At 72.9% G+C, this 17,398-nt stretch carries 21 protein-coding genes; 5 read left to right on the forward strand and 16 right to left on the reverse strand.

What is annotated here, in order from left to right; all coding sequences use genetic code 11:
• Positions 1-167: maltotransferase domain-containing protein (locus AB0C87_RS31835; RefSeq protein WP_360581023.1), on the reverse strand; the 167-nt coding region annotated here is incomplete at its 3' end.
• A 249-nt stretch (positions 168-416) separates the two neighbouring features.
• Here AB0C87_RS31835 and AB0C87_RS31840 point away from each other — a divergent pair.
• A complete protein-coding gene (locus AB0C87_RS31840) occupies positions 417-1,217 on the forward strand; it encodes an SAM-dependent methyltransferase (RefSeq protein ID WP_353835168.1) in 801 nt (266 codons plus the stop codon).
• Positions 1,218-1,272: 55 nt separating this feature from the next.
• Here AB0C87_RS31840 and AB0C87_RS31845 read toward each other — a convergent pair whose 3' ends face one another.
• From AB0C87_RS31845 to AB0C87_RS31870, 6 genes are read right to left on the reverse strand one after another with little or no spacing between them, the layout of a single operon-like run.
• Positions 1,273-2,016, reverse strand: coding sequence for a copper homeostasis protein CutC (locus AB0C87_RS31845; protein ID WP_345186868.1), 744 nt, complete (start codon positions 2,014-2,016; stop codon positions 1,273-1,275).
• Positions 2,013-2,954 carry an asparaginase gene (locus AB0C87_RS31850; protein WP_360580906.1) on the reverse strand — a complete coding sequence of 314 codons (942 nt, stop codon included), beginning with the start codon at positions 2,952-2,954 and terminating at the stop codon, positions 2,013-2,015. Before AB0C87_RS31850 ends, AB0C87_RS31845 begins: the two co-directional genes overlap by 4 nt.
• A gap of 8 nt (positions 2,955-2,962) precedes the next feature.
• A complete protein-coding gene (locus AB0C87_RS31855; RefSeq protein ID WP_353835166.1) occupies positions 2,963-3,805 on the reverse strand; it encodes an ABC transporter permease subunit in 843 nt (280 codons plus the stop codon).
• Positions 3,802-4,446 carry an amino acid ABC transporter permease gene (locus tag AB0C87_RS31860; protein WP_345186857.1) on the reverse strand — a complete coding sequence of 215 codons (645 nt, stop codon included), beginning with the start codon at positions 4,444-4,446 and terminating at the stop codon, positions 3,802-3,804. Before AB0C87_RS31860 ends, AB0C87_RS31855 begins: the two co-directional genes overlap by 4 nt.
• 19 nt (positions 4,447-4,465) lie before the next feature.
• Complete coding sequence (locus tag AB0C87_RS31865) at positions 4,466-5,401, reverse strand: glutamate ABC transporter substrate-binding protein (RefSeq protein ID WP_345186855.1); 936 nt, start codon at positions 5,399-5,401, stop codon at positions 4,466-4,468.
• 52 nt (positions 5,402-5,453) lie between these two features.
• Positions 5,454-6,182, reverse strand: a complete 729-nt coding sequence (locus tag AB0C87_RS31870; protein WP_345186853.1) for an amino acid ABC transporter ATP-binding protein — start codon at positions 6,180-6,182, stop codon at positions 5,454-5,456.
• Positions 6,183-6,298: 116 nt separating this feature from the next.
• On the opposite strand from AB0C87_RS31870, the gene AB0C87_RS31875 reads away from it, so the two are divergent.
• Positions 6,299-7,456, forward strand: a complete 1,158-nt coding sequence (locus tag AB0C87_RS31875) for an ROK family protein (protein ID WP_345186851.1) — start codon at positions 6,299-6,301, stop codon at positions 7,454-7,456.
• Positions 7,457-7,460: 4 nt separating this feature from the next.
• Here AB0C87_RS31875 and AB0C87_RS31880 read toward each other — a convergent pair whose 3' ends face one another.
• Complete coding sequence (locus AB0C87_RS31880; protein ID WP_353835164.1) at positions 7,461-7,811, reverse strand: STAS domain-containing protein; 351 nt, start codon at positions 7,809-7,811, stop codon at positions 7,461-7,463.
• 416 nt (positions 7,812-8,227) lie between these two features.
• Here AB0C87_RS31880 and AB0C87_RS31885 point away from each other — a divergent pair, with 416 nt between their 5' ends.
• Entirely contained in the window at positions 8,228-8,503 is a 276-nt protein-coding gene (locus AB0C87_RS31885) for a sulfurtransferase TusA family protein (RefSeq protein ID WP_345186846.1), read from the forward strand.
• Positions 8,504-8,512: 9 nt separating this feature from the next.
• Here AB0C87_RS31885 and AB0C87_RS31890 read toward each other — a convergent pair whose 3' ends face one another.
• On the reverse strand, positions 8,513-9,145 hold the full coding sequence (locus AB0C87_RS31890) for an FMN-binding negative transcriptional regulator (protein ID WP_360580909.1): 633 nt from the start codon (positions 9,143-9,145) through the stop codon (positions 8,513-8,515).
• Positions 9,146-9,197: 52 nt separating this feature from the next.
• Between AB0C87_RS31890 and AB0C87_RS31895 the strand changes: the two genes are divergently transcribed.
• Positions 9,198-10,151, forward strand: a complete 954-nt coding sequence (locus AB0C87_RS31895; RefSeq protein WP_345186840.1) for an ATP-dependent DNA ligase — start codon at positions 9,198-9,200, stop codon at positions 10,149-10,151.
• 7 nt (positions 10,152-10,158) lie between these two features.
• Here the strand turns inward: AB0C87_RS31895 and AB0C87_RS31900 are convergent, their stop codons facing one another.
• From AB0C87_RS31900 to AB0C87_RS31925, 6 genes are all read right to left on the reverse strand, one after another.
• A complete protein-coding gene (locus AB0C87_RS31900; RefSeq protein ID WP_345186838.1) occupies positions 10,159-11,388 on the reverse strand; it encodes a cytochrome P450 in 1,230 nt (409 codons plus the stop codon).
• 153 nt (positions 11,389-11,541) lie between these two features.
• A complete protein-coding gene (locus AB0C87_RS31905; protein WP_345186836.1) occupies positions 11,542-11,814 on the reverse strand; it encodes a DUF6295 family protein in 273 nt (90 codons plus the stop codon).
• Between the two features lie 12 nt (positions 11,815-11,826).
• Entirely contained in the window at positions 11,827-12,570 is a 744-nt protein-coding gene (locus AB0C87_RS31910) for a dienelactone hydrolase family protein (protein WP_345186834.1), read from the reverse strand.
• A gap of 92 nt (positions 12,571-12,662) precedes the next feature.
• Positions 12,663-13,493, reverse strand: coding sequence for an undecaprenyl-diphosphate phosphatase (locus tag AB0C87_RS31915; protein ID WP_345186877.1), 831 nt, complete (start codon positions 13,491-13,493; stop codon positions 12,663-12,665).
• Positions 13,494-13,644: 151 nt separating this feature from the next.
• Entirely contained in the window at positions 13,645-14,511 is an 867-nt protein-coding gene (locus AB0C87_RS31920; protein ID WP_360580911.1) for an LLM class flavin-dependent oxidoreductase, read from the reverse strand.
• 43 nt (positions 14,512-14,554) lie between these two features.
• On the reverse strand, positions 14,555-15,007 hold the full coding sequence (locus AB0C87_RS31925) for a MarR family transcriptional regulator (RefSeq protein ID WP_345186828.1): 453 nt from the start codon (positions 15,005-15,007) through the stop codon (positions 14,555-14,557).
• A 157-nt stretch (positions 15,008-15,164) separates the two neighbouring features.
• On the opposite strand from AB0C87_RS31925, the gene AB0C87_RS31930 reads away from it, so the two are divergent.
• Positions 15,165-16,616: an MFS transporter gene (locus AB0C87_RS31930; protein ID WP_360580913.1), complete on the forward strand. Its 1,452-nt coding sequence runs from the start codon at positions 15,165-15,167 to the stop codon at positions 16,614-16,616.
• Between the two features lie 31 nt (positions 16,617-16,647).
• On the opposite strand, the gene cobF is transcribed toward AB0C87_RS31930, so the two are convergent.
• Positions 16,648-17,397 carry a precorrin-6A synthase (deacetylating) gene (gene cobF / locus AB0C87_RS31935; protein WP_345186824.1) on the reverse strand — a complete coding sequence of 250 codons (750 nt, stop codon included), beginning with the start codon at positions 17,395-17,397 and terminating at the stop codon, positions 16,648-16,650.
• Between the last annotated feature and the right edge of the window lies 1 nt (position 17,398).

Here is a 17,398-nt window from a genome sequence, read left to right on the forward strand (position 1 = left end):
AGCACCACCGCCGCGCCCAGCCGCTCGTGCCCCTCCCGGAACACCGTCGCCGACACCTCGACGGTCTCGCCCACCACCGCCTTCGCCGGCCACCGCCCGCACCCCACCACCGGCGCCACGTCGTCGATCGGGATGCGGCCGAGCTCCGCCTCCAGCTTCACCTGCATGTGCCCCGCTCCCGCTCGTCATGCCGTCCCGGCCCGGTCCGTGGTGCCGTCCGGTACCGGTCGCAGACATCCATGCCCCGTCCGCAACTCCCCGGCATCCCTGGAGCCACAAGATCAAGTAAAGAACCGCCCGACCGCGGTGCGCCCGCCCGACCGCGGTGCGCCCGTGCGGTGCGGGGCGGACCGGTGGCCGGGCGGCTCGTCGCGGCGCTAGGTTGGGCGGAAACCGAAGATCGTGGAGGTGCCGCCGTGGCCGAGGGACCGGAGATCGACACGAACGTCCCGCATTCGGCGCGGGTCTGGAACCATCTGCTCGGCGGGAAGGACAACTACGAGGTCGACCAGCGGGCCGCCGAGCGGTTCCGGGCCGTGTTCCCGCAGATCGTCGACATCGCCCTCGCCGACCGCGCGTTCCTCGGCAGGTCCGTCCGCCACCTCGCGGGCGAGGCCGGCGTCCGCCAGTTCCTCGACATCGGCACCGGCCTGCCGACCATGGACAACACCCACGAGGTCGCGCAGCGCGCGGCGCCGGACGCGCGCATCGTCTACGTGGACAACGATCCCCTGGTGCTGACCCACGCGCGGGCTCTGCTCAGCAGCAGCCCCGAGGGCGCCTGCCACTACATCCACGCCGATCTGCGCGAACCGGGCGACATCCTGGCGAAGGCCGCCGCGACGCTCGACTTCGGAAGGCCGGTGGCGATCATGCTGCTGGGCATCATGCACTTCGTCCACGACGACGGCGAGGCCCGCCACGTCCTCGACGTGCTGCTGGACGCCGTGCCGTCCGGAAGTCACCTGGTGATGACGCACGCCACCCTGGACTTCGACGCGGGGGAGACCGCCCAGGCCGAGGCGCAGCAGGACTGGAACGAGAGGTCGGCCAATCCGATGGTGCCGCGCACGCGCGCGGCCGTCACCCGCTTCTTCGACGGCCTCGAACTCCTGGACCCCGGAGTCGTCTCCATGTCCAGGTGGCGTCCCGAGCACACTCCCTGGGGCGAGCCCGCCGAGGTGGCCGGTTACGCCGCCGTCGCCCGCAAGCCCTGACCCTTCCCTCACGGGGGGAGGCGGACGGCGCCCGCGGGCGTCGGCGGGCGGCGCGCTAGCCGGCGGCGCGGATGACCGAGGCGATGCCGCCGGACGTCGTGACGAGGCGCTGGTACTCCGGCCTGCGCAGCTCCCCGCCCATGAACGGGTACGGGTTGCGGTGCACGGCCGGGCTCGGCTCCTCGCTGAGCGCGGCGAAGTGGATCTCGCGGGCGCCGGTCTCCGCCACGACCCGCGCGACGTTCCGGTCGGTGACGCCGCCGCCGGGCATCACGATGACGCGGTCCCCGGCGTGCCGCACCAGCTCGGCGATCAGCGGCGCGCCCTCCAGCGCGGTCGCGTCCTGCCCGGACGTCAGGACGCGGGCCACGCCGAGCCCGGCGAGGACGTCCAGCGTGCCGAACGGGTCGGCGGCCATGTCGAAGGCGCGGTGGAAGGTGACGGGCAGCCCGCCCGCCGCCGCCATGAGCCGCTCGACGACCGGGCGGTCGACCGTCCCCTCCGGGGTGAGCGCGCCGATCACCACGCCGTGCGCGCCGGCCTCCCGGACGAGCGCGACGTCGTGCTCCATCGCCGCGACCTCGTGCTCGTCGAAGATGAAGTCGCCGCCGCGCGGGCGGATGATGACGTGCACCCTGATCGACGACACGGCGGCGAGCGCGGCGCGGACGGTGCCCAGGGTCGGGGTGAGCCCCCCGTCGAACAGCGCCGCGCACAGCTCGACGCGGTGGGCGCCCGCCTTCTCGGCGGCGACGGCCCCCGCGACGCTGTCGATGCAGATCTCGTAGGTGAGGCTCACGGACGTCCTTCCGGAATGGTGCGGATCTCGCCCACCGGGCGCCCGCCGCCGAGGACGGGGACGGCGCCCAGCGGGTCGGCCTGGGTGGTGTCGGCGCCGAGCGCGGCGAGCGCGCGCAGCGCGATGGCGGTGGTGGCGCGGGGGCTGCCGTCGATGACCTTCACCGCGACGGCGCGGCCCTCGGCGGTGGCGGCGACGAGCACGCCCTCCGCGCCGCCCTTGGCGACCGAGCCGGGCAGCGCCCGCATGAGCTCGGTGTTGACGTGCCCGGTCCCGCCCACGTACTCGGGGTGGGCGCGCATGGCGTCCGCGACCGGGCGGGCGTCCTCGGTCAGGACGAGGGACCGCGCGGCGCGGGCGAGGCCGGTCAGGGTGAGGCCGAACAGCGGCGCGCCGCACCCGTCGATCGCGACGGGGGAGGGGTCCTCCCCGGCGCAGTCGGCCATCACCTGCCGCACCAGCTGCTGCAGGGGGTGCGACGGGTCGAGGTAGGTGTCGAGCGGCCAGCCGTTGGCGGCGCACGCGGCGAGCATGGCGGCGTGCTTGCCGGAGCAGTTCATCCGCACCCGCGACTCGCTCTCGCCCGCCCTGACCAGCGCGTTCCTGGTCGCCTCGTCCTCGGGCCAGGACGGCGGGCACCGCAGTGCCTCCACGCCGAGGCCCGCGTCCGCGAGGATCCCCTCGACGGCCTTGACGTGGAAGTCCTCGCCGGTGTGGCTGCCCGCCGCGATCGCGAGGCGCTCCCCGCGCAGCGCCGCGCCCGCCTTCAGGCAGGCGAGCGCCTGGAACGGCTTGGTCGTGGAGCGCGGCAGGACCGTCTCCTCGACGGCGCCCCGCGCGTGGGCGAGGGAGCCGTCCGGGGCGAGCCCGGCGACGCTGCCGTAGTGGCGGCTCTCGGCGAAGCCGTTGCGCACGACCTCGGCCAGTGCTTCGTACATGTCGATCCTCACGGTCGCGCCGCCGGGGCGGCCTCGCGGACGGCGCGGGACGGACGGGTCCGCTGCCGCGCCTCCAGCGTCCGCGCGAGCTTGGCCAGCGACGCGTTGATCACCAGGTAGATCAGCGCGATCACCAGGTAGGTCTGGATGAGCAGGTGGTTGTAGTTCGCCAGCACCTTCCCGCTGTAGAGCAGTTCGGCGTAGCTGACGACGTAGCCGAGCGAGGTGTCCTTCAGCAGCCCGGCGGACTGGCTGACCAGCGACGGCAGGACGCGCCGGGCCGCCTGCGGCAGCACGACCAGCCGCATCGCGCGCCCGCGGGTCAGGCCGAGCGCGAGCCCCGCCTCCAGCTGCCCGCGCTCCACCGACCGGATCCCGGCCCGGAAGATCTCGGCGAACGCGGCGGCGTTGGACACCGACAGCGGGACGACGAGCTTCCAGAACAGCGGGAGGTCGAGGCCGTACTTGGGCAGCGCGAACAGCACGACGTAGACCAGCAGCAGCGCCGGGACCGTCCGGACGATCTCGACGTAGGCCGCGGACGGGACGCGCAGCCACCGCGCCGGCGACAGCCGCCCGAGCGCGAGCGCGACCCCGGCCGCCATGGCGAGGGCGATCGAGACGACCGCGGCGTAGAGCGTGGAGCGCAGTCCCTCCAGCAGGTACCGCCACATCGGCCACGTCCCGTACGGGCGCCACCGGTCGGCGGCGAGCTGGCCGTTCTCGCCGAACTGGCGCAGCGCGAGCGCGACCAGGACGGCGCCGCCGAGCAGGGTCAGCGCGGTGGCGATCCGGATGCGGCGCCGGGCGCGCGGGCCCGGCTCGTCGAACAGCAGGCGCGGGGAGCTCATCGCAGGATCGCCAGCTTCCGTTCCAGGCCGCCGGTCACCAGCCCGAAGACCGCCGACAGCGCCATGTAGGCCAGGCCCGCCGTCACGAAGATCCAGATCGGCTGAGCCTCGGCGAGGTTGACCCGGTTCGCGGCGGCGGTCAGCTCGACCACGCCGACCGCGGCGGCCAGCGCCGTGTTCATCAGCGTCATGATCGCGATGTTGCCGAGCGGCTGGACGACCGTCCGCAGCGCCTGCGGCAGGACGACCAGCCGCAGCGACTGGACGAACGTCAGCCCGAGCGCGCGGGCGGCCTCGCCCTGCCCGGCCGGCACCGCGTTGATCCCGGAGCGGATCGCCTCGGCCGTGTACGCCCCCTGGTAGAGGGCGATCACGACGACCGAGGTGGTGAACAGCCCGGCGATCACCCCGATCTCGGGCAGCCCGAACACGGCGATGACGAGCCACACCAGCAGCGGGATGTTCTGCAGCACCTCGACGTAGGCCATCCCGGCGGCGCGCAGCACGCGCACCGGGCTGACCCGCATCGCGGCGACCGCGGTCCCGGTCACGAGGGCTCCGGCGAGGGCCAGCAGCGTCAGCTCGACGGTGAGCAGCAGGCCGTCGCCGAACTCCCCGAGGTGGTCGGTGATGACGTTCATGACAGGGCGGGGCCTCCGCTCACTCCGAGCCCGGGGCCGAGCCGATCGCGGGCGGCTGCGGCGCCTCGCCCTGCACGACCGTCCCGATCGAGTTCTTCCAGACCTTCGCCCACAGGCCCGACTGCTGGATCTGCTTGAGCCAGTCGTTGACGAACTGCTTCATCTGCGCGTCGCCGTGCTTGAGGCCGATGCCGTACGGGTCGCTGGTGAACGGCTTGCCCTGGATCTGGATCGACGGGTCCTGCTTGGCGGTCGCGAGCAGCACGGCCTCGTCCTGGACGTAGGCGTCGCCGCGGCCCTGCTTGAGGGCCTGCACGCACTCGGGGTCGCTGCCGAACGTGACGATCTTCGCGCCGGGGGCGGCCTTCTTGATGGCCGGGATCGCCGGGGTGTTGGCGCCCGCGATGACGGTCTTGCCCTTGAGGTCGGCCGGGGTCTTGATGCCCGTCTCGTCCTTCTTGGTGGCGATGACCAGGCCGGAGCTGTAGTACGGCCCGGCGAACGCGACCTGCTTGGCGCGCTCCGGAGTGATGCTGTAGGTCTGGAACACCACGTCCACGGTGCCGTTGGACAGCAGCGCCTCGCGGGTCTCCGACGCCGAGTTGACGATCTTCACGTTGGGCTTGCCGATGATGTACTTGGCGAGCAGCCGGCCGAAGTCGGCGTCCAGCCCCTCGACCTTCTTGGTCGCCGGGTTCTGCTGGGAGAGCAGGGGCGCGTCCAGCGAGCCGCCCACCACCAGCTCGCCGCGCTGCTTGATCTTCTCCATGGTCGAGCCGGCGGGCAGGCTCGCGGCGACCGGGGCCGAGGCCGCCAGGTCGTCGCCCTTGCCGCCGCCGGAGCCGGGCACCGCGGAGTCGGAGTCGCCGCCGGAGCAGGCCGCCAGGCCCGTCAGCGACAGCGCGGCCACCGCGGCCACCGCCGCCCGCCGCATCCCCGCAGGGGTACGCACCATGATCATCAACCTTTCTCGGGTGGCGCGCCATGGGCGGCGCGCCGGGGTCGCACTAGTGGCTGAGGACCTTGGCCAGGAAGTCCCGGGCCCGGTCGCTGGCGGGGGAGTCGAAGAAGGCGGCCGGCGTCGCGGTCTCCACGACCTCGCCGTCCGCCATGAACACGACGCGGTCGGCGACCCGGCGGGCGAAGCCCATCTCGTGGGTGACGACCACCATCGTCATGCCGTCGCGGGCGAGGCCCGTCATCACGTCGAGGACCTCGCCGACCATCTCCGGGTCGAGCGCCGAGGTCGGCTCGTCGAACAGCATCGCCTTCGGCCGCATGGCGAGCGCGCGGGCGATCGCGGCGCGCTGCTGCTGGCCGCCGGACAGCTGCGCGGGCAGCTTGCCCGCCTGCTCGCCGATGCCGACCCGGTCGAGCAGCTCGCGCGCGGTCCGCTCGGCCTCGGCGCGCGAGACGCCGCGCACCCGGGTGGGCGCGAGCGTCAGGTTCTCCAGGACGGTCTTGTGCTGGAACAGGTTGAACGACTGGAAGACCATGCCGACGTCCGCGCGGAGGCGGGCGAGGGCGCGGCCCTCCGCGGGCAGCTCCTCGCCGTCGATGCGGATGACGCCCGCGTCCGGCGTCTCCAGCCGGTTCAGGCACCGGCACAGCGTCGACTTGCCCGACCCGGACGGGCCGATCACCACGACGACCTCGCCGCGGGCCACGTCCAGGTCGACCTCGCGCAGGGCGGTGTGGTCGCCGAAGCGCTTGTACAGGCCGCGAACCTCGATCATTCGGTCACCTACGTCCCAACTTCCTTCGATATCGAAGTCAAAGAGGACGATAGAGCGTCAAATCGACGTAAGTCAACGCGTTGCCGTATCAAGTTCGCGCATGCTATCTATCTGGGGTGCGTAACAGCAGAGACGACGGACCGGCGGCACTCGTGCGGCTGGTGGCGACCGGCCAGGCGGAGTCGCGGGCCGAGCTCGCCCGGCTCTCCGGCCTCGCCGCCTCCAGCGTCTCGCTGCGGGTCGAGCAGCTCATCGAGGCCGGCCTGTTCGCAGAGGAAGGCGCCGGGGCCTCGCGCGGGGGCCGGCGGCCCCGCCGCCTTCGGCTCGCCCGCGCGGCGGGCGTGTACCTGGTCGCCGACCTCGGTGCGCACCACGCCCGCCTCGCGGTCGCCGACCTCGCGGGTACGCCCCTCGCATTGTCCGACCTCGCGTGCGACATCGCCCTCGGGCCCGAGGAGACGCTGGCGGCAGTCCTGCGCAGCCTGCACGCCCTCGCCCGCGAGCACGGCCTCGGGGACGTCCCCGTCCGCGGCGTCGGGATCGGGCTGCCCGGTCCGGTCGACCCGGCGACGGGCCAGGTCGTCTCGCCCTCGCGCATGCCCGGCTGGAACGACTTCCCCGTCCGCGACTACGTGGCCGGCGGCGCCGGCGTCCCGGCCCTGGTCGAGAACGACGCCAACCTCATGGCCGTCGGCGAGCACCGCGGGTCATGGCCGTCCCTCGACAACGTGATGGTCATCAAACTCGGCAGCGGCATCGGCTGCGGCGTCATCGTCGACGGGCGGCTGCACCGGGGGCGCGGCGCGGCGGGCGACATCAGCCACGTCCGGATCCTGTCCGAGGCCACCGTCGACTGCTCCTGCGGCCACCCCGACTGCCTGGAGGCCCACGCCAGCGGCGCCGCCCTCGCCGCGTCCCTCGCCGCCCAGGGCATCGAGGCCGACAACCCGTCCCGGATCGTCGACCTCGTCGCCGACGGCGTCCCCCAGGCGACCAGCGCGGTGCGCACGGCCGGGCGCCTCATCGGCGACGTGCTGACCGCGCTCGTGAACTTCTTCAACCCCGACGCGCTCGTCATCGGCGGCAGCCTGTCCAACGCCGAGCCGCTCGTCGCGACGATCCGGGGCGTCATCTACGAGCGCTGCCTGCCGCTCGCCACCCGCAACCTGGAGATCGCGACCTCCCGCGCGGGCCGCGACGCCAGCATCCTCGGCGCGGGCCACCTGCTCCTCGGCGTCGCGGACGAGTGGATCGACCGCGCCCTGGAGCGCTGAGGCGCTACCCGCTCGCGGACGCCGAGAGCGCCTCGCGGGCCGTCGCCACGTCCGGGGCGATGGCGACGCGGCGCTGCAGCCCCGCCACCTCCGACACCCGGCGGACGATCCCGCGCGGCGGCAGCACCACCCACATGGGCACGCCCAGCTCGGTCGCCCGCATCTGCGACCGCGTGATCACGTTCAGCCCGTTGGAGTCGCAGAACGTGCAGCCGGTCAGGTCGAGGATCAGGGCGGGCGTCCCGGAGTCCAGAAGCCGGACGGCCTGCGCCAGGACCGCCTCGCCGTTGCTGAGGTCGACCTCGTCCGGGAACGTCAGCGTCCCGCAGGTCTCCGTGCGCTCCACTCGTCCCACTCCGAGATCCATGACTCGCCCCAAAGCCGATTTCCTCACCTGGATGACAACGGGGGGTACTTCACTGCGACTGTAAGCTCCAAAGCTGGACGAAACCTGAAAGAAAGAGTCAAGTCTAGGACCTCCCTCATCCATATCGCCGACGAACCCGTTCGCTAGCGATTGATCCTGTTTTGTCGCCTTGGAGGACGCGCGCCCCGACGCCGTCTTGCCGCACCGGACACGAACTTGACGCTCAGATCCCGGTCCCGGATGACCCGCGCGGAAATCTTTGATCAAAGCGTGCCCGTCGGCGCCAGGGAGGGCCCGAACCCGGCGGTGCGCACGGGCTCGCCCGGTCTGACCACCACCCTTGTCACACCAAAGCTCTATATTTCCCCCTACGCCGGAAAGCCTCGTGGACCCCGGAGGTGGGAATGAGCTCGGACCCGGTCGTCATCGACGGCGGCGACCGTTCCTGCGTGCGCCTCCTGCTCGAACTGCGCGGCCGCATCGCGGACCTGGCGCCCGGAACCGTCGTCCACCTCATCGCCGCCGACCCGGCGGCCCCCATCGACCTGCCGGCCTGGTGCCATCTGACCGGCCACGACTACCTGGGCCCCGTGGACGGCGCCCCGACCCCCACCTACGCGCTCCGGGTGGCGGCCGACGCCCGCCCCACCTCCGCCGAGTCTCCCTGGCGCCCCCGCTGACCCGCCGCGCTACCCCTCGCCTCGCGCCTTCGCCGCTTCCACCGCGTCCGCCATGGTCGTGTCGCCCTGGGCGCGGTAACCCGCGACGACGCCCGCGATGTCGGCCTCGGGGCGGTTCTGGCTCATCTTCGCCTTGGCCTCGACGCGCGTGACGCGCAGTTCCAGCCCCACGATCGCCCGCAGCTGACCGGCGACGAACGCGGGCGGGGCGTCGTCGACCGTCCAGGACGGGGCGCGGCCCCGCTCGTGGCGCTCGGTCAGGCGGCGGACCATCGACTCCACCCACGCCGGGTCGTCGTGCACGACGAGGCGGCCGTAGACGTGGGCGGTGAGATAGTTCCACGTCGGCACGACCCGCCCGTGCTCGGCCTTGGACGCGTACCAGGACGGCGACACGTACGCGTCCGGCCCGTGGACGATGAGCAGCGACTCCCCGGCGGCGGGCTCGCGCCACTGGTCGTTGTTGCGCGCCACATGCGCCAGCATCGCGCCGTGCTCGCCCACCGACGGGTCGTACAGGACGGGCAGGTACGTCGCGACCAGCCCCCGCGGGGAGGCGGTGACGAGGTCGGCGGCCCCGCACCCGGCCAGCAGCTCCCTGACCTCGGCGTCGTCCGCCGAGAAATGCGCCGGTACGTACATGGGGGCGACGCTACCCCACGGCGCTGTCGGCCCCGCGTGCGAAGCTGGTGGGGTGAGCGCCGATGAAGAGCGTGACGGGGTTCGGCTGACGAACCTCGACCAGCCCCTGTTCGAGGGGGCGGACGCGACGAAACGCGACCTGGTCGACTACCTGGACGCCGTCGCCGGATGCCTGGTCCCGCAGCTCGAAGGCCGGCCGCTGTCGGTCAAGCGCGTGCTGCGCGGCCAGAAGCCGTTCATGCAGAAGAACACGCCGAAGTACACGCCGTCCTGGGTGCGGACGGTGGCGGTGTGGGCGGCGACCTCGCAGCGGGAGGTGTCCTACGCGCTGTGCGACGACCGCCGCACCCTGCTGTGGTTCGCGAACCAGCGCGCCGTCGAGTACCACCCGCCCCTCGTGCGCGCCGAGACATGGGACAGGCCCACCCACCTGGTGCTCGACATCGACCCGCCCGGCCCGGACGCGTTCGGCGACGCGGTCGCCGCCGCCCACCTCGTGCGCCGCGCGATGGCCGACTCGGGCCTGCGGGGCGCCGTCAAGACGAGCGGCGCCAAGGGCGTCCACGTGTTCGCCCCCCTCGACGGCGCCACGCGCGTCGAGGACGTCGCCGCCGCGACGCGCGCCCTGGCCGTCCGCGCCGAGCGGCTCGACCCCGGCCTGGTCACGACGGCGTTCATCCGCGAGGACCGCGGCGGCAAGGTGTTCCTCGACTCGACCCGCGCGGGCGGCGCGACCGTCGTCGCCGCCTACAGCCCGCGGATCCGGCCGGGAACGCCGGTCTCGTTCCCGGTCGCCTGGGACGACCTCGACCGGGTGGCGCCCTCGGACTTCACGATCCGCACGGCCGCCGCCCTGCTCGCGGGCCGCGACGTCTGGACCGGCCTCATGCCGGAGCCGCAGCCGGTCCCCGCCGACCTCGTCGAGCAGGGCCACACGATCCCGATCGCCCGGGTCCAGGCGATGCACGAGGGCAAGCGCCGGGCCCGGGCGCGCCGCGAGGGGTAGCGGGGGCTCAGGAGCCGAGCACGACCGGAAGGGTCCGGTGGCCGTTGGAGATGAACGACTCGACCGGCCGCAGCTCGGCGGGGTCGACGGCCAGCGCCAGGTCCGGGAAGCGTCCGAAGAGCGCCGGCAGCGCGATCTCGGCCTCCAGCCGCGCGAGGTGGGAGCCGACGCAGTAGTGCACGCCGTGCCCGAACGAGATGTGCTCCTTGTTCGCCCGCCTGACGTCGAACAGGTCGGCGTCGTCGCCGTGCAGGGCGAGGTCGCGTCCCGCGGCGGCGTAGGCGACGAGGATCGCCTCGCCCTTCCCGATCGTCACGCCGTCGACGTCGATGTCCTCCACGGCGTAGCGCAGCGGCAGGTTCGCGACCGGCGCCTGCCAGCGCAGCGCCTCCTCGATGACCTCCGCCCACGGCACCTCGCCGGACCGGACGAGCGCGCGCTGCTCCGGGTGCGTCAGCAGCGCCGTGATCGCCTGGTCGAGCAGGTTCACCGTCGTCTCGTGCCCGGCGGAGATCATCAGGATCAGCGTGTCGACCAGCTCCTGCTCGCTCAGCCGCGAGCCGTCCTCGTCGCGGGAGGAGATGAGCTCCCCGGCCAGGTCGTCGGCGGGCTCGCGGCGCCGGAACGCCACGAAGTCCTGCAGGATGCCGTACATCTCGGTCTGGTTGGCGAAGGCCTCCTCGGAGGTCAGCGCCGTGTTGAAGACGCCGTCCACGCAGCGGCGCAGCGCGGGGCGGGTCTCGTCGGGGACGCCGAACAGCCGGCAGATCACCTCGATGGGCAGCGGGTAGGCGAACGCCTCGCGCAGGTCGGCGCGGCCGCCGGGGGCGGCGGCCAGGCCGTCCAGCAGCGACCGGGTGATCTCCTCCACGTCCGGCCGCAGCGCCTCGGTGCGGCGCGGGGTGAACGCCCGGGAGATGATCGTGCGGAGCCGCCGGTGGTCGTCGCCGTAGGCGGTGAACATGTTCCGCACCGAGACCCACAGGCTCAGCGGCCAGTCCTCCGCGATCTCGCCGTCGATCCATTTCGTCCAGTGCAGGTTCGGGTCCTTGGACACCCGCGGGTCGGCCAGCAGCCGCTTGAGCTGCTCCTGGCCGGTCACCGCCCAGGCGACGACGCCGCCGGGCAGCTCCACGGGGGTCACCGGCCCCCGCGCCCGCAGTTTCGCGGCCTCTCCCTGGACGTCGCTGCCGGCCGGGTCGATGACGAGCGGGATCTCCATTGAGGTCCTCTCCAAGCGGGATATGGAACATGTCCGTAACGACATGCATGCGATGAGCGACGGAGCCAACGTAAGGGTTCGTGGCGCCATGCCGCCAATTCACCTGGAAACGGACACGTCTCGCCTGTTTCGGCCTTTCCTTAAAATGTCGCTTGGTGAATCCCTATCTCAGCCGGCGGCCGAGGCGAGGCCGGGAGGGGCGGCGGCGAGGGCCGCCTGGATGGCCTCGATCAGCGCCAGCGCCGACTCCTCCGTCAGCTCGACCGCGACGCGCGCGGACGGCCCCTCCCCGGCGTTGGTGAAGTCGATGTTCACGGTGTGCTCGTGGCAGGCGTGGTACGGGTGGTCGACGTAGACCGCGCCGCCGGTCACCGTGAACCAGCCGTTCGCTCCTTTCGCCGCGCCGTCCAGTTCCATCTTCACCGTCTGGTAGGTGCACATGAGGGTCTCCTTTCAGGCGCCCAGGTGGCGGTCGAAGAAGGCGAAGATCTTCCCCCAGCCGTCCTTGGCGGCGGCGGGACGGAAGGCGGGCCGCTCGACGGCGAAGAACGCGTGCCCCGCGCCGGGATAGGTGTGGAACTCGTGCTCCTTGCCGAGCCTGGTCAGCTCGGCGTCCAGCGCGGCGACCTCCTCGGGCGCGGGGAACCGGTCCTCCTCGCCGAACAGGCCGAGCAGCGGGCACGACAGGCCGGGCGCCTTGGAGACGATCGACCGGGCGGAGGTCGGGTAGTCCTCGGGCGGGTCGTCGACGACGAAGGCGCCGTAGCAGTCGACCGCCGCGTCGAGGTCCAGCTCGCAGGCGGCCAGGAACGCGTGCCGCCCGCCCGAGCAGTGCCCGATCACGCCGACCCGGCCGTTGGCGTGGTCGAGCGAGTTCAGATGCGCGGCGGCCCCGGCGACGTCGCCGACGAGCTGCTCGTCCGGGACGCCGCCCTTGGCGCGGGCGGCGGCGGCCTGGTCGTCCGGGCTCGCGCCCGCGCCCTCGCGCGAGTACAGGTTCGGGGCGATCGCGGCGTATCCGTGCGCGGCGAACGTCCGGACGAACTCCTTGGTGCCGGGGTCGTAGCCGGGCATGTGGTGGATCACCACGACGCCGCCGCGCGGGGCGTCGCCCAGCGGCCGCGCCAGGTACGCCTCCAGCTCGTCCTTCCCGTGCCCGGTGATGGAGACCGTTCCGGCCCACATCGCGTCGTTCATGCTCGGCGCTCCGTTCCTCAGCGGGGTGTGCGCGCACGCGGTGCTCCCACCGGCGTGCGGACCGTGACAGTCTTCCGCATACCCCGCGAGGCTCAGGCGTTCAACGTTCCCGCGCCGAGGAGGCCGAACAGCAGGAGGCCGACGACGATGCGGTAGACCACGAACGAGGTGAAGCTGTGCCGGGCCACGAACCGCAGCAGCCAGGCGATGGAGGCGTAGGCCACGACGAACGACACCGCCGTGCCCACCGCGAGCGGCAGGACGCCGGCGCCCGAGCCGAGCGCGGACGGCAGCTCGTAGATGCCGGCGCCGGTCAGCGCGGGGATGCCCAGGAAGAACGACAGGCGGGTCGCGGCGACCCGGTCGAGGCCGAGCATGAGCCCGGTCGACATCGTCGCGCCCGAGCGGGAGAAGCCGGGGAACAGCAGGGCGAGGATCTGCGAGGAGCCGATCAGCATCGCGTCGGTGAGGGACGTGTCGTCCTCGCCGCGCTTGTGCGTGCCGAGCCGGTCCGCGGCGAACATCACGGCGCTGCCGCCGATCAGGGACCCGGCGACCACCCACAGCGAGGCGAGCGGGCCTTCGATGAGGGGCTTGGCGGCGACCCCGACGATCACGACCGGGATGGTGGCGTAGATGACCCACCAGGCGAACTTGTAGTCGTGGTGGTAGCGCTCGGACGGCCGGGCGATCCCGACGCCCCACGCCTTGACGATCCGGACGATGTCGGAGAAGAAGTACACCAGCACCGCCGCGATCGCGCCGACCTGGATCACCGCGGTGAACCCGACCACGGACTTGTCGTCCACCGGGATGTTCATCAGACCCTCGGTGATCTTCAAGTGCCCGGTCGAGGAGACCGGGAGGAACTCGGTCAGGCCCTCCACGATCCCGAGGACGATCGCCTGCCCGACATTGATCACGCTCAAGGGCCCGGTTCCTCTCCGACCTGCGCTGGTTTCGCGCCGAGCCTACTGCCGTGCCGTGACCGGGTCCCGCGATGAGAGCGATAACTTCACTGATCGTTAACCGGGTGGACGGGCCCCGGCCATGCCCGGTCCCCGATCTCCTGGACTACCCGGCGGCCTCCGGGGCGGCGACCGCCGCCCCGTGCACGGCGGCGACCGCCGCGAGATCGCGCCAGGCGTCGCCCGGGCGCCGGGTCTCGTCCGGATCGCCGTTGAAGGGGTCGAGGAGGACCGTGCCCGAGCCGAGCAGCCGCAACTGCTCGAGGTCGCCGGCGACCTGCTCCACGGTCCCCTCGCCGGCGAGCCGGTCGGGGCCGGTGACAGGGGAGGACGTCACCCGCAGGGCGATGCGGGGCTCCAGGGCGGGCACCGGACGTCCCTGCTCGTCCGCGACGGCCTTCAGCCGCTCCAGCGCGCCGCGGAGCCAGGGGAGGGTGAAACGCAGAGGGTGCCAGGCGTCGCCGATGCGCACGGCCCGCCGGAGCGCGGCGTCGCTGTTGCCGCCGATCCAGAGGGGGATGCGCCCCGCGCGGTAGTCGCCCTCGTCCTCCCAGGCGGCGCGGATCGCCCGCAGATGCTCGTCGGTGAGGGCGCCGCGCCGGGTGAAGGGCACGCCGAGCGCCGCGAACTCCTCACGGGCCCAGCCGACTCCCACGCCGAGGACGAGCCGCCCGCCGCTCAGGTCGTTGAGGTTGGCGGCCATGCGGGCGACGAGCAGCGGATGCCGGTACGGGACGACCAGCACGGTGGTGCCGAGCCGCACCCGCTCGGTCACGCCGGCCAGCCAGGACAGCGTGGTGAACGGCTCGTAGAACGGGGCCGGGTACTGCGCGGCGACGTCGCCCGTGACCGCGACGTGGTCGGAGACCATCAGCAGGTCGAAGCCGAGGCCCTCGACCGTCCGCGCCCACTGCCGCAGGACGCCCGGGTCGGTGCCGGGGCCGAAATTGGGGACGTTCACACCGAGGCGCATCGCCCCAGGGTAACGGCGCGGCCGGGGCTTGCCGACACTCCGGCTAGGGGCGGGGCCAGGGACTTCCGGCGAGGCGCTCGATGTCGGTGTTGAAGCGCTGGAGGAAGGAGGCGAAGGCCTCGACCTCCTCCGCCGTCCAGTCCGCCATGATCTTGTCGATCCCGGCGACGATCTGGCCGCGCTCGCTGTCGAGGCGGCGCTCGCCCTCGGCGGTGATGCGGAACTTGCGGGCGATGCCGCCGGCCGGGTCGGGGATGCGCTCGACGAGGCCGTCGCGCAGCATGGCCGAGGTCTGCCGGTTCAGCGTCGAGGGGTCCAGGTCGAACGCCTCGCTGAGCTGCCGGATCGACATCGGGCCGTCGATGCGGATGCGGCTGAGCAGGATGTAGGCGCTGCGCTCCAGCAGGCCGCCCTCGCGCCGGGAGCGGCGGGTGGCCAGGCTGTGCCGCCCGAGCAGCATGGTCTCGTACTCGATCAGATCCGTGGGCTTGTGCATGCCGGTCCTTCTCCCGGACGCGCTCCGCCCGGGTCGCTCCTGCCTCGATGCTCGCCCCCCATGCCTACCACAGGGATATGCACCGTACATAAGTTGTGCATCGACCATAACGTATGTATGGTGCACAAGTTCCTCGACCCGACAGAAGGGATGTCACGTGGACGAGTCCGCGCCCGCCGTCCGACCCGGCGGGATCGTCGGCGTTCTCGCCGTGGGCGGCATCGTCGCCGCGTTCATGCAGACCCTCGTGGTGCCGCTGATCGCCCAGCTGCCGCGGCTGCTGGACACCACGCCCTCCAACGCGACCTGGGTGGTCACCTCGACGCTGCTGGCCTCCGCGGTCGCCATGCCGATGATCGGACGGCTCGGCGACCTGTACGGCAAGCGCCGGATGCTGCTGGTCTGCATGGTGCCCCTGATCAGCGGGTCGGTGATCTGCGCGCTGTCCGGCTCGCTGATCCCGATGGTCGTCGGGCGAGGCATGCAGGGGGTCGGCATGGGCATGATCCCGCTCGGCATCAGCGCGCTGCGCGACCTGCTGCCGCCCGAGCGGCTGGGGTCCTCGATCGCGCTGCTGAGCTCGTCGATGGGGATCGGCGGGGCGTTCGGGCTGCCGCTCGCGGCCCTGATCGCCGAGAACACGAGCTGGCGGGTGCTGTTCTGGGGCTCGGCCGCGCTGAGCGCGCTCGTCGCCACGCTGATCTACCTGCTGGTGCCGGCCACGCCCGTCCAGGCACGGGGCCGCTTCGACACCGTGGGCGCGGTCGGTCTCGGCGCCGGCCTCGTGTGCCTGCTGCTCGGCGTCTCCAAGGGCGCCGACTGGGGGTGGGCGAGCGGCACGACCATCGGCCTTTTCGCCGCCACGGTCGTCGTCCTGCTGGCGTGGGGCTGGTGGGAGCTGCGGAGCCGCGACCCGCTGGTCGACCTGCGCGTCACCGCGCGCCCCCAGGTGCTGCTCACCAACGCCGCCTCGGTCGTGATCGGGTTCTCGATGTACGCCCAGGCGCTGATCGTGCCGCAGCTGCTGCAGCTGCCGAAGGAGACCGGGTACGGGCTCGGCCAGTCGATGGTCGCCGCGGGCCTGTGGATGGTGCCGTCCGGCCTGCTGATGATGGCGGTCTCCCCGCTCGGCGCGCGGCTGTCGGCCGCCCGCGGGCCCAAGGTCACCCTGGTCGCCGGAAGCCTGGTGATCGCGCTCGGGTACGGGTCGTCCACGCTGCTCATCGGCGCCGCGTGGGGACTGATGATCGTCACGGCGATCTGCGGCATGGGCGTCGGCCTCGCCTACGGCGCGATGCCCGCCCTCATCATGGGCGCGGTGCCGCGGTCGGAGACCGCCTCGGCCAACAGCTTCAACACGCTGATGCGCTCGGTCGGCACCTCGGTGTCGGCGGCCGTGGTCGGGGTCGTGCTGTCCCAGCTGACCATCGACCTCGGCGGGCACGTGCTGCCGTCCGAGGACGGCTTCCGGGCCGGTCTGCTGATCGGCTGCGGCGTGGCGCTGCTCGCCGGGATCGTCGCGCTGGCCATCCCCGGGCGCGGGCGTTCGGTCACCGCCGCGGGCGGGCAGGCCGCCCCGGCCGAGGAGCGCGCCGCGTTCAGGGCCTGACGCCCGCCGGCGCCGCGCCCGCCGGCGCCGGTCAGGGGCGCGCCGGGGACTCGCGCCGCAGGAGGTAGGTGTCCATGATCCACCCCTTGCGGGCGCGGGCCTCGGCGCGCACGGCGCGGATCTCCTCGGCCACCTCCGCGACCGGGCCGGAGACGAGGATCTCGTCGGGCGTGCCGAGGTAGGCGCCCCAGTAGATGTGGTAGCCGTCGCCCGCCTCGGCGAACGCGCAGTGCGCGTCCAGCATGACGAGCACGTCGTCGGCGGTGGGTCCCTCGGCGGCGAGGCGGCGCCCGGTGGTGACGTGGACGGGACGGCCCACCCGCGTGAGCCCGACGCGGTGCCGCGCGGTGAGCGCCGAGACGCTGCTGATGCCGGGGATCACCTCGACCTCGAACTCGGCGCCCACCTCCTCCAGCGCCGCGAGGGTGCTGTCGTAGACGCCGGGGTCGCCCCAGACGAGGATCGCGCCGGTCTGCCCGTCGGCCAGCTCGCCGGTGACGAACGACTCGTAGATCCGCGCGCGCCGCGACCGCCAGTCCTCCACGGCGGCGGCGTAGGCGGCGGCGTCCCGGTCGCGCTCGGGGTCGCGGGCCTCCACGATCCGGTACGGGTGCCGGCCGTGCGCCGCGATGAGGTCGTGCCGCAGCCCGGCCAGGTCGTGCTTGGCCTCGCCCTTGTCCACGACGAGGAAGACGTCGGCGGCGGCGATCGCCTTGGCCGCCTGGAACGTCAGGTGGTCGGGGTCGCCCGCGCCGATGCCGATGATCAAAAGCCGCTTCACC

Source organism: Actinomadura sp. NPDC048021, from assembly GCF_040653135.1.
Classification (GTDB): Bacteria; Actinomycetota; Actinomycetes; order Streptosporangiales; family Streptosporangiaceae; genus Spirillospora; species Spirillospora verrucosospora.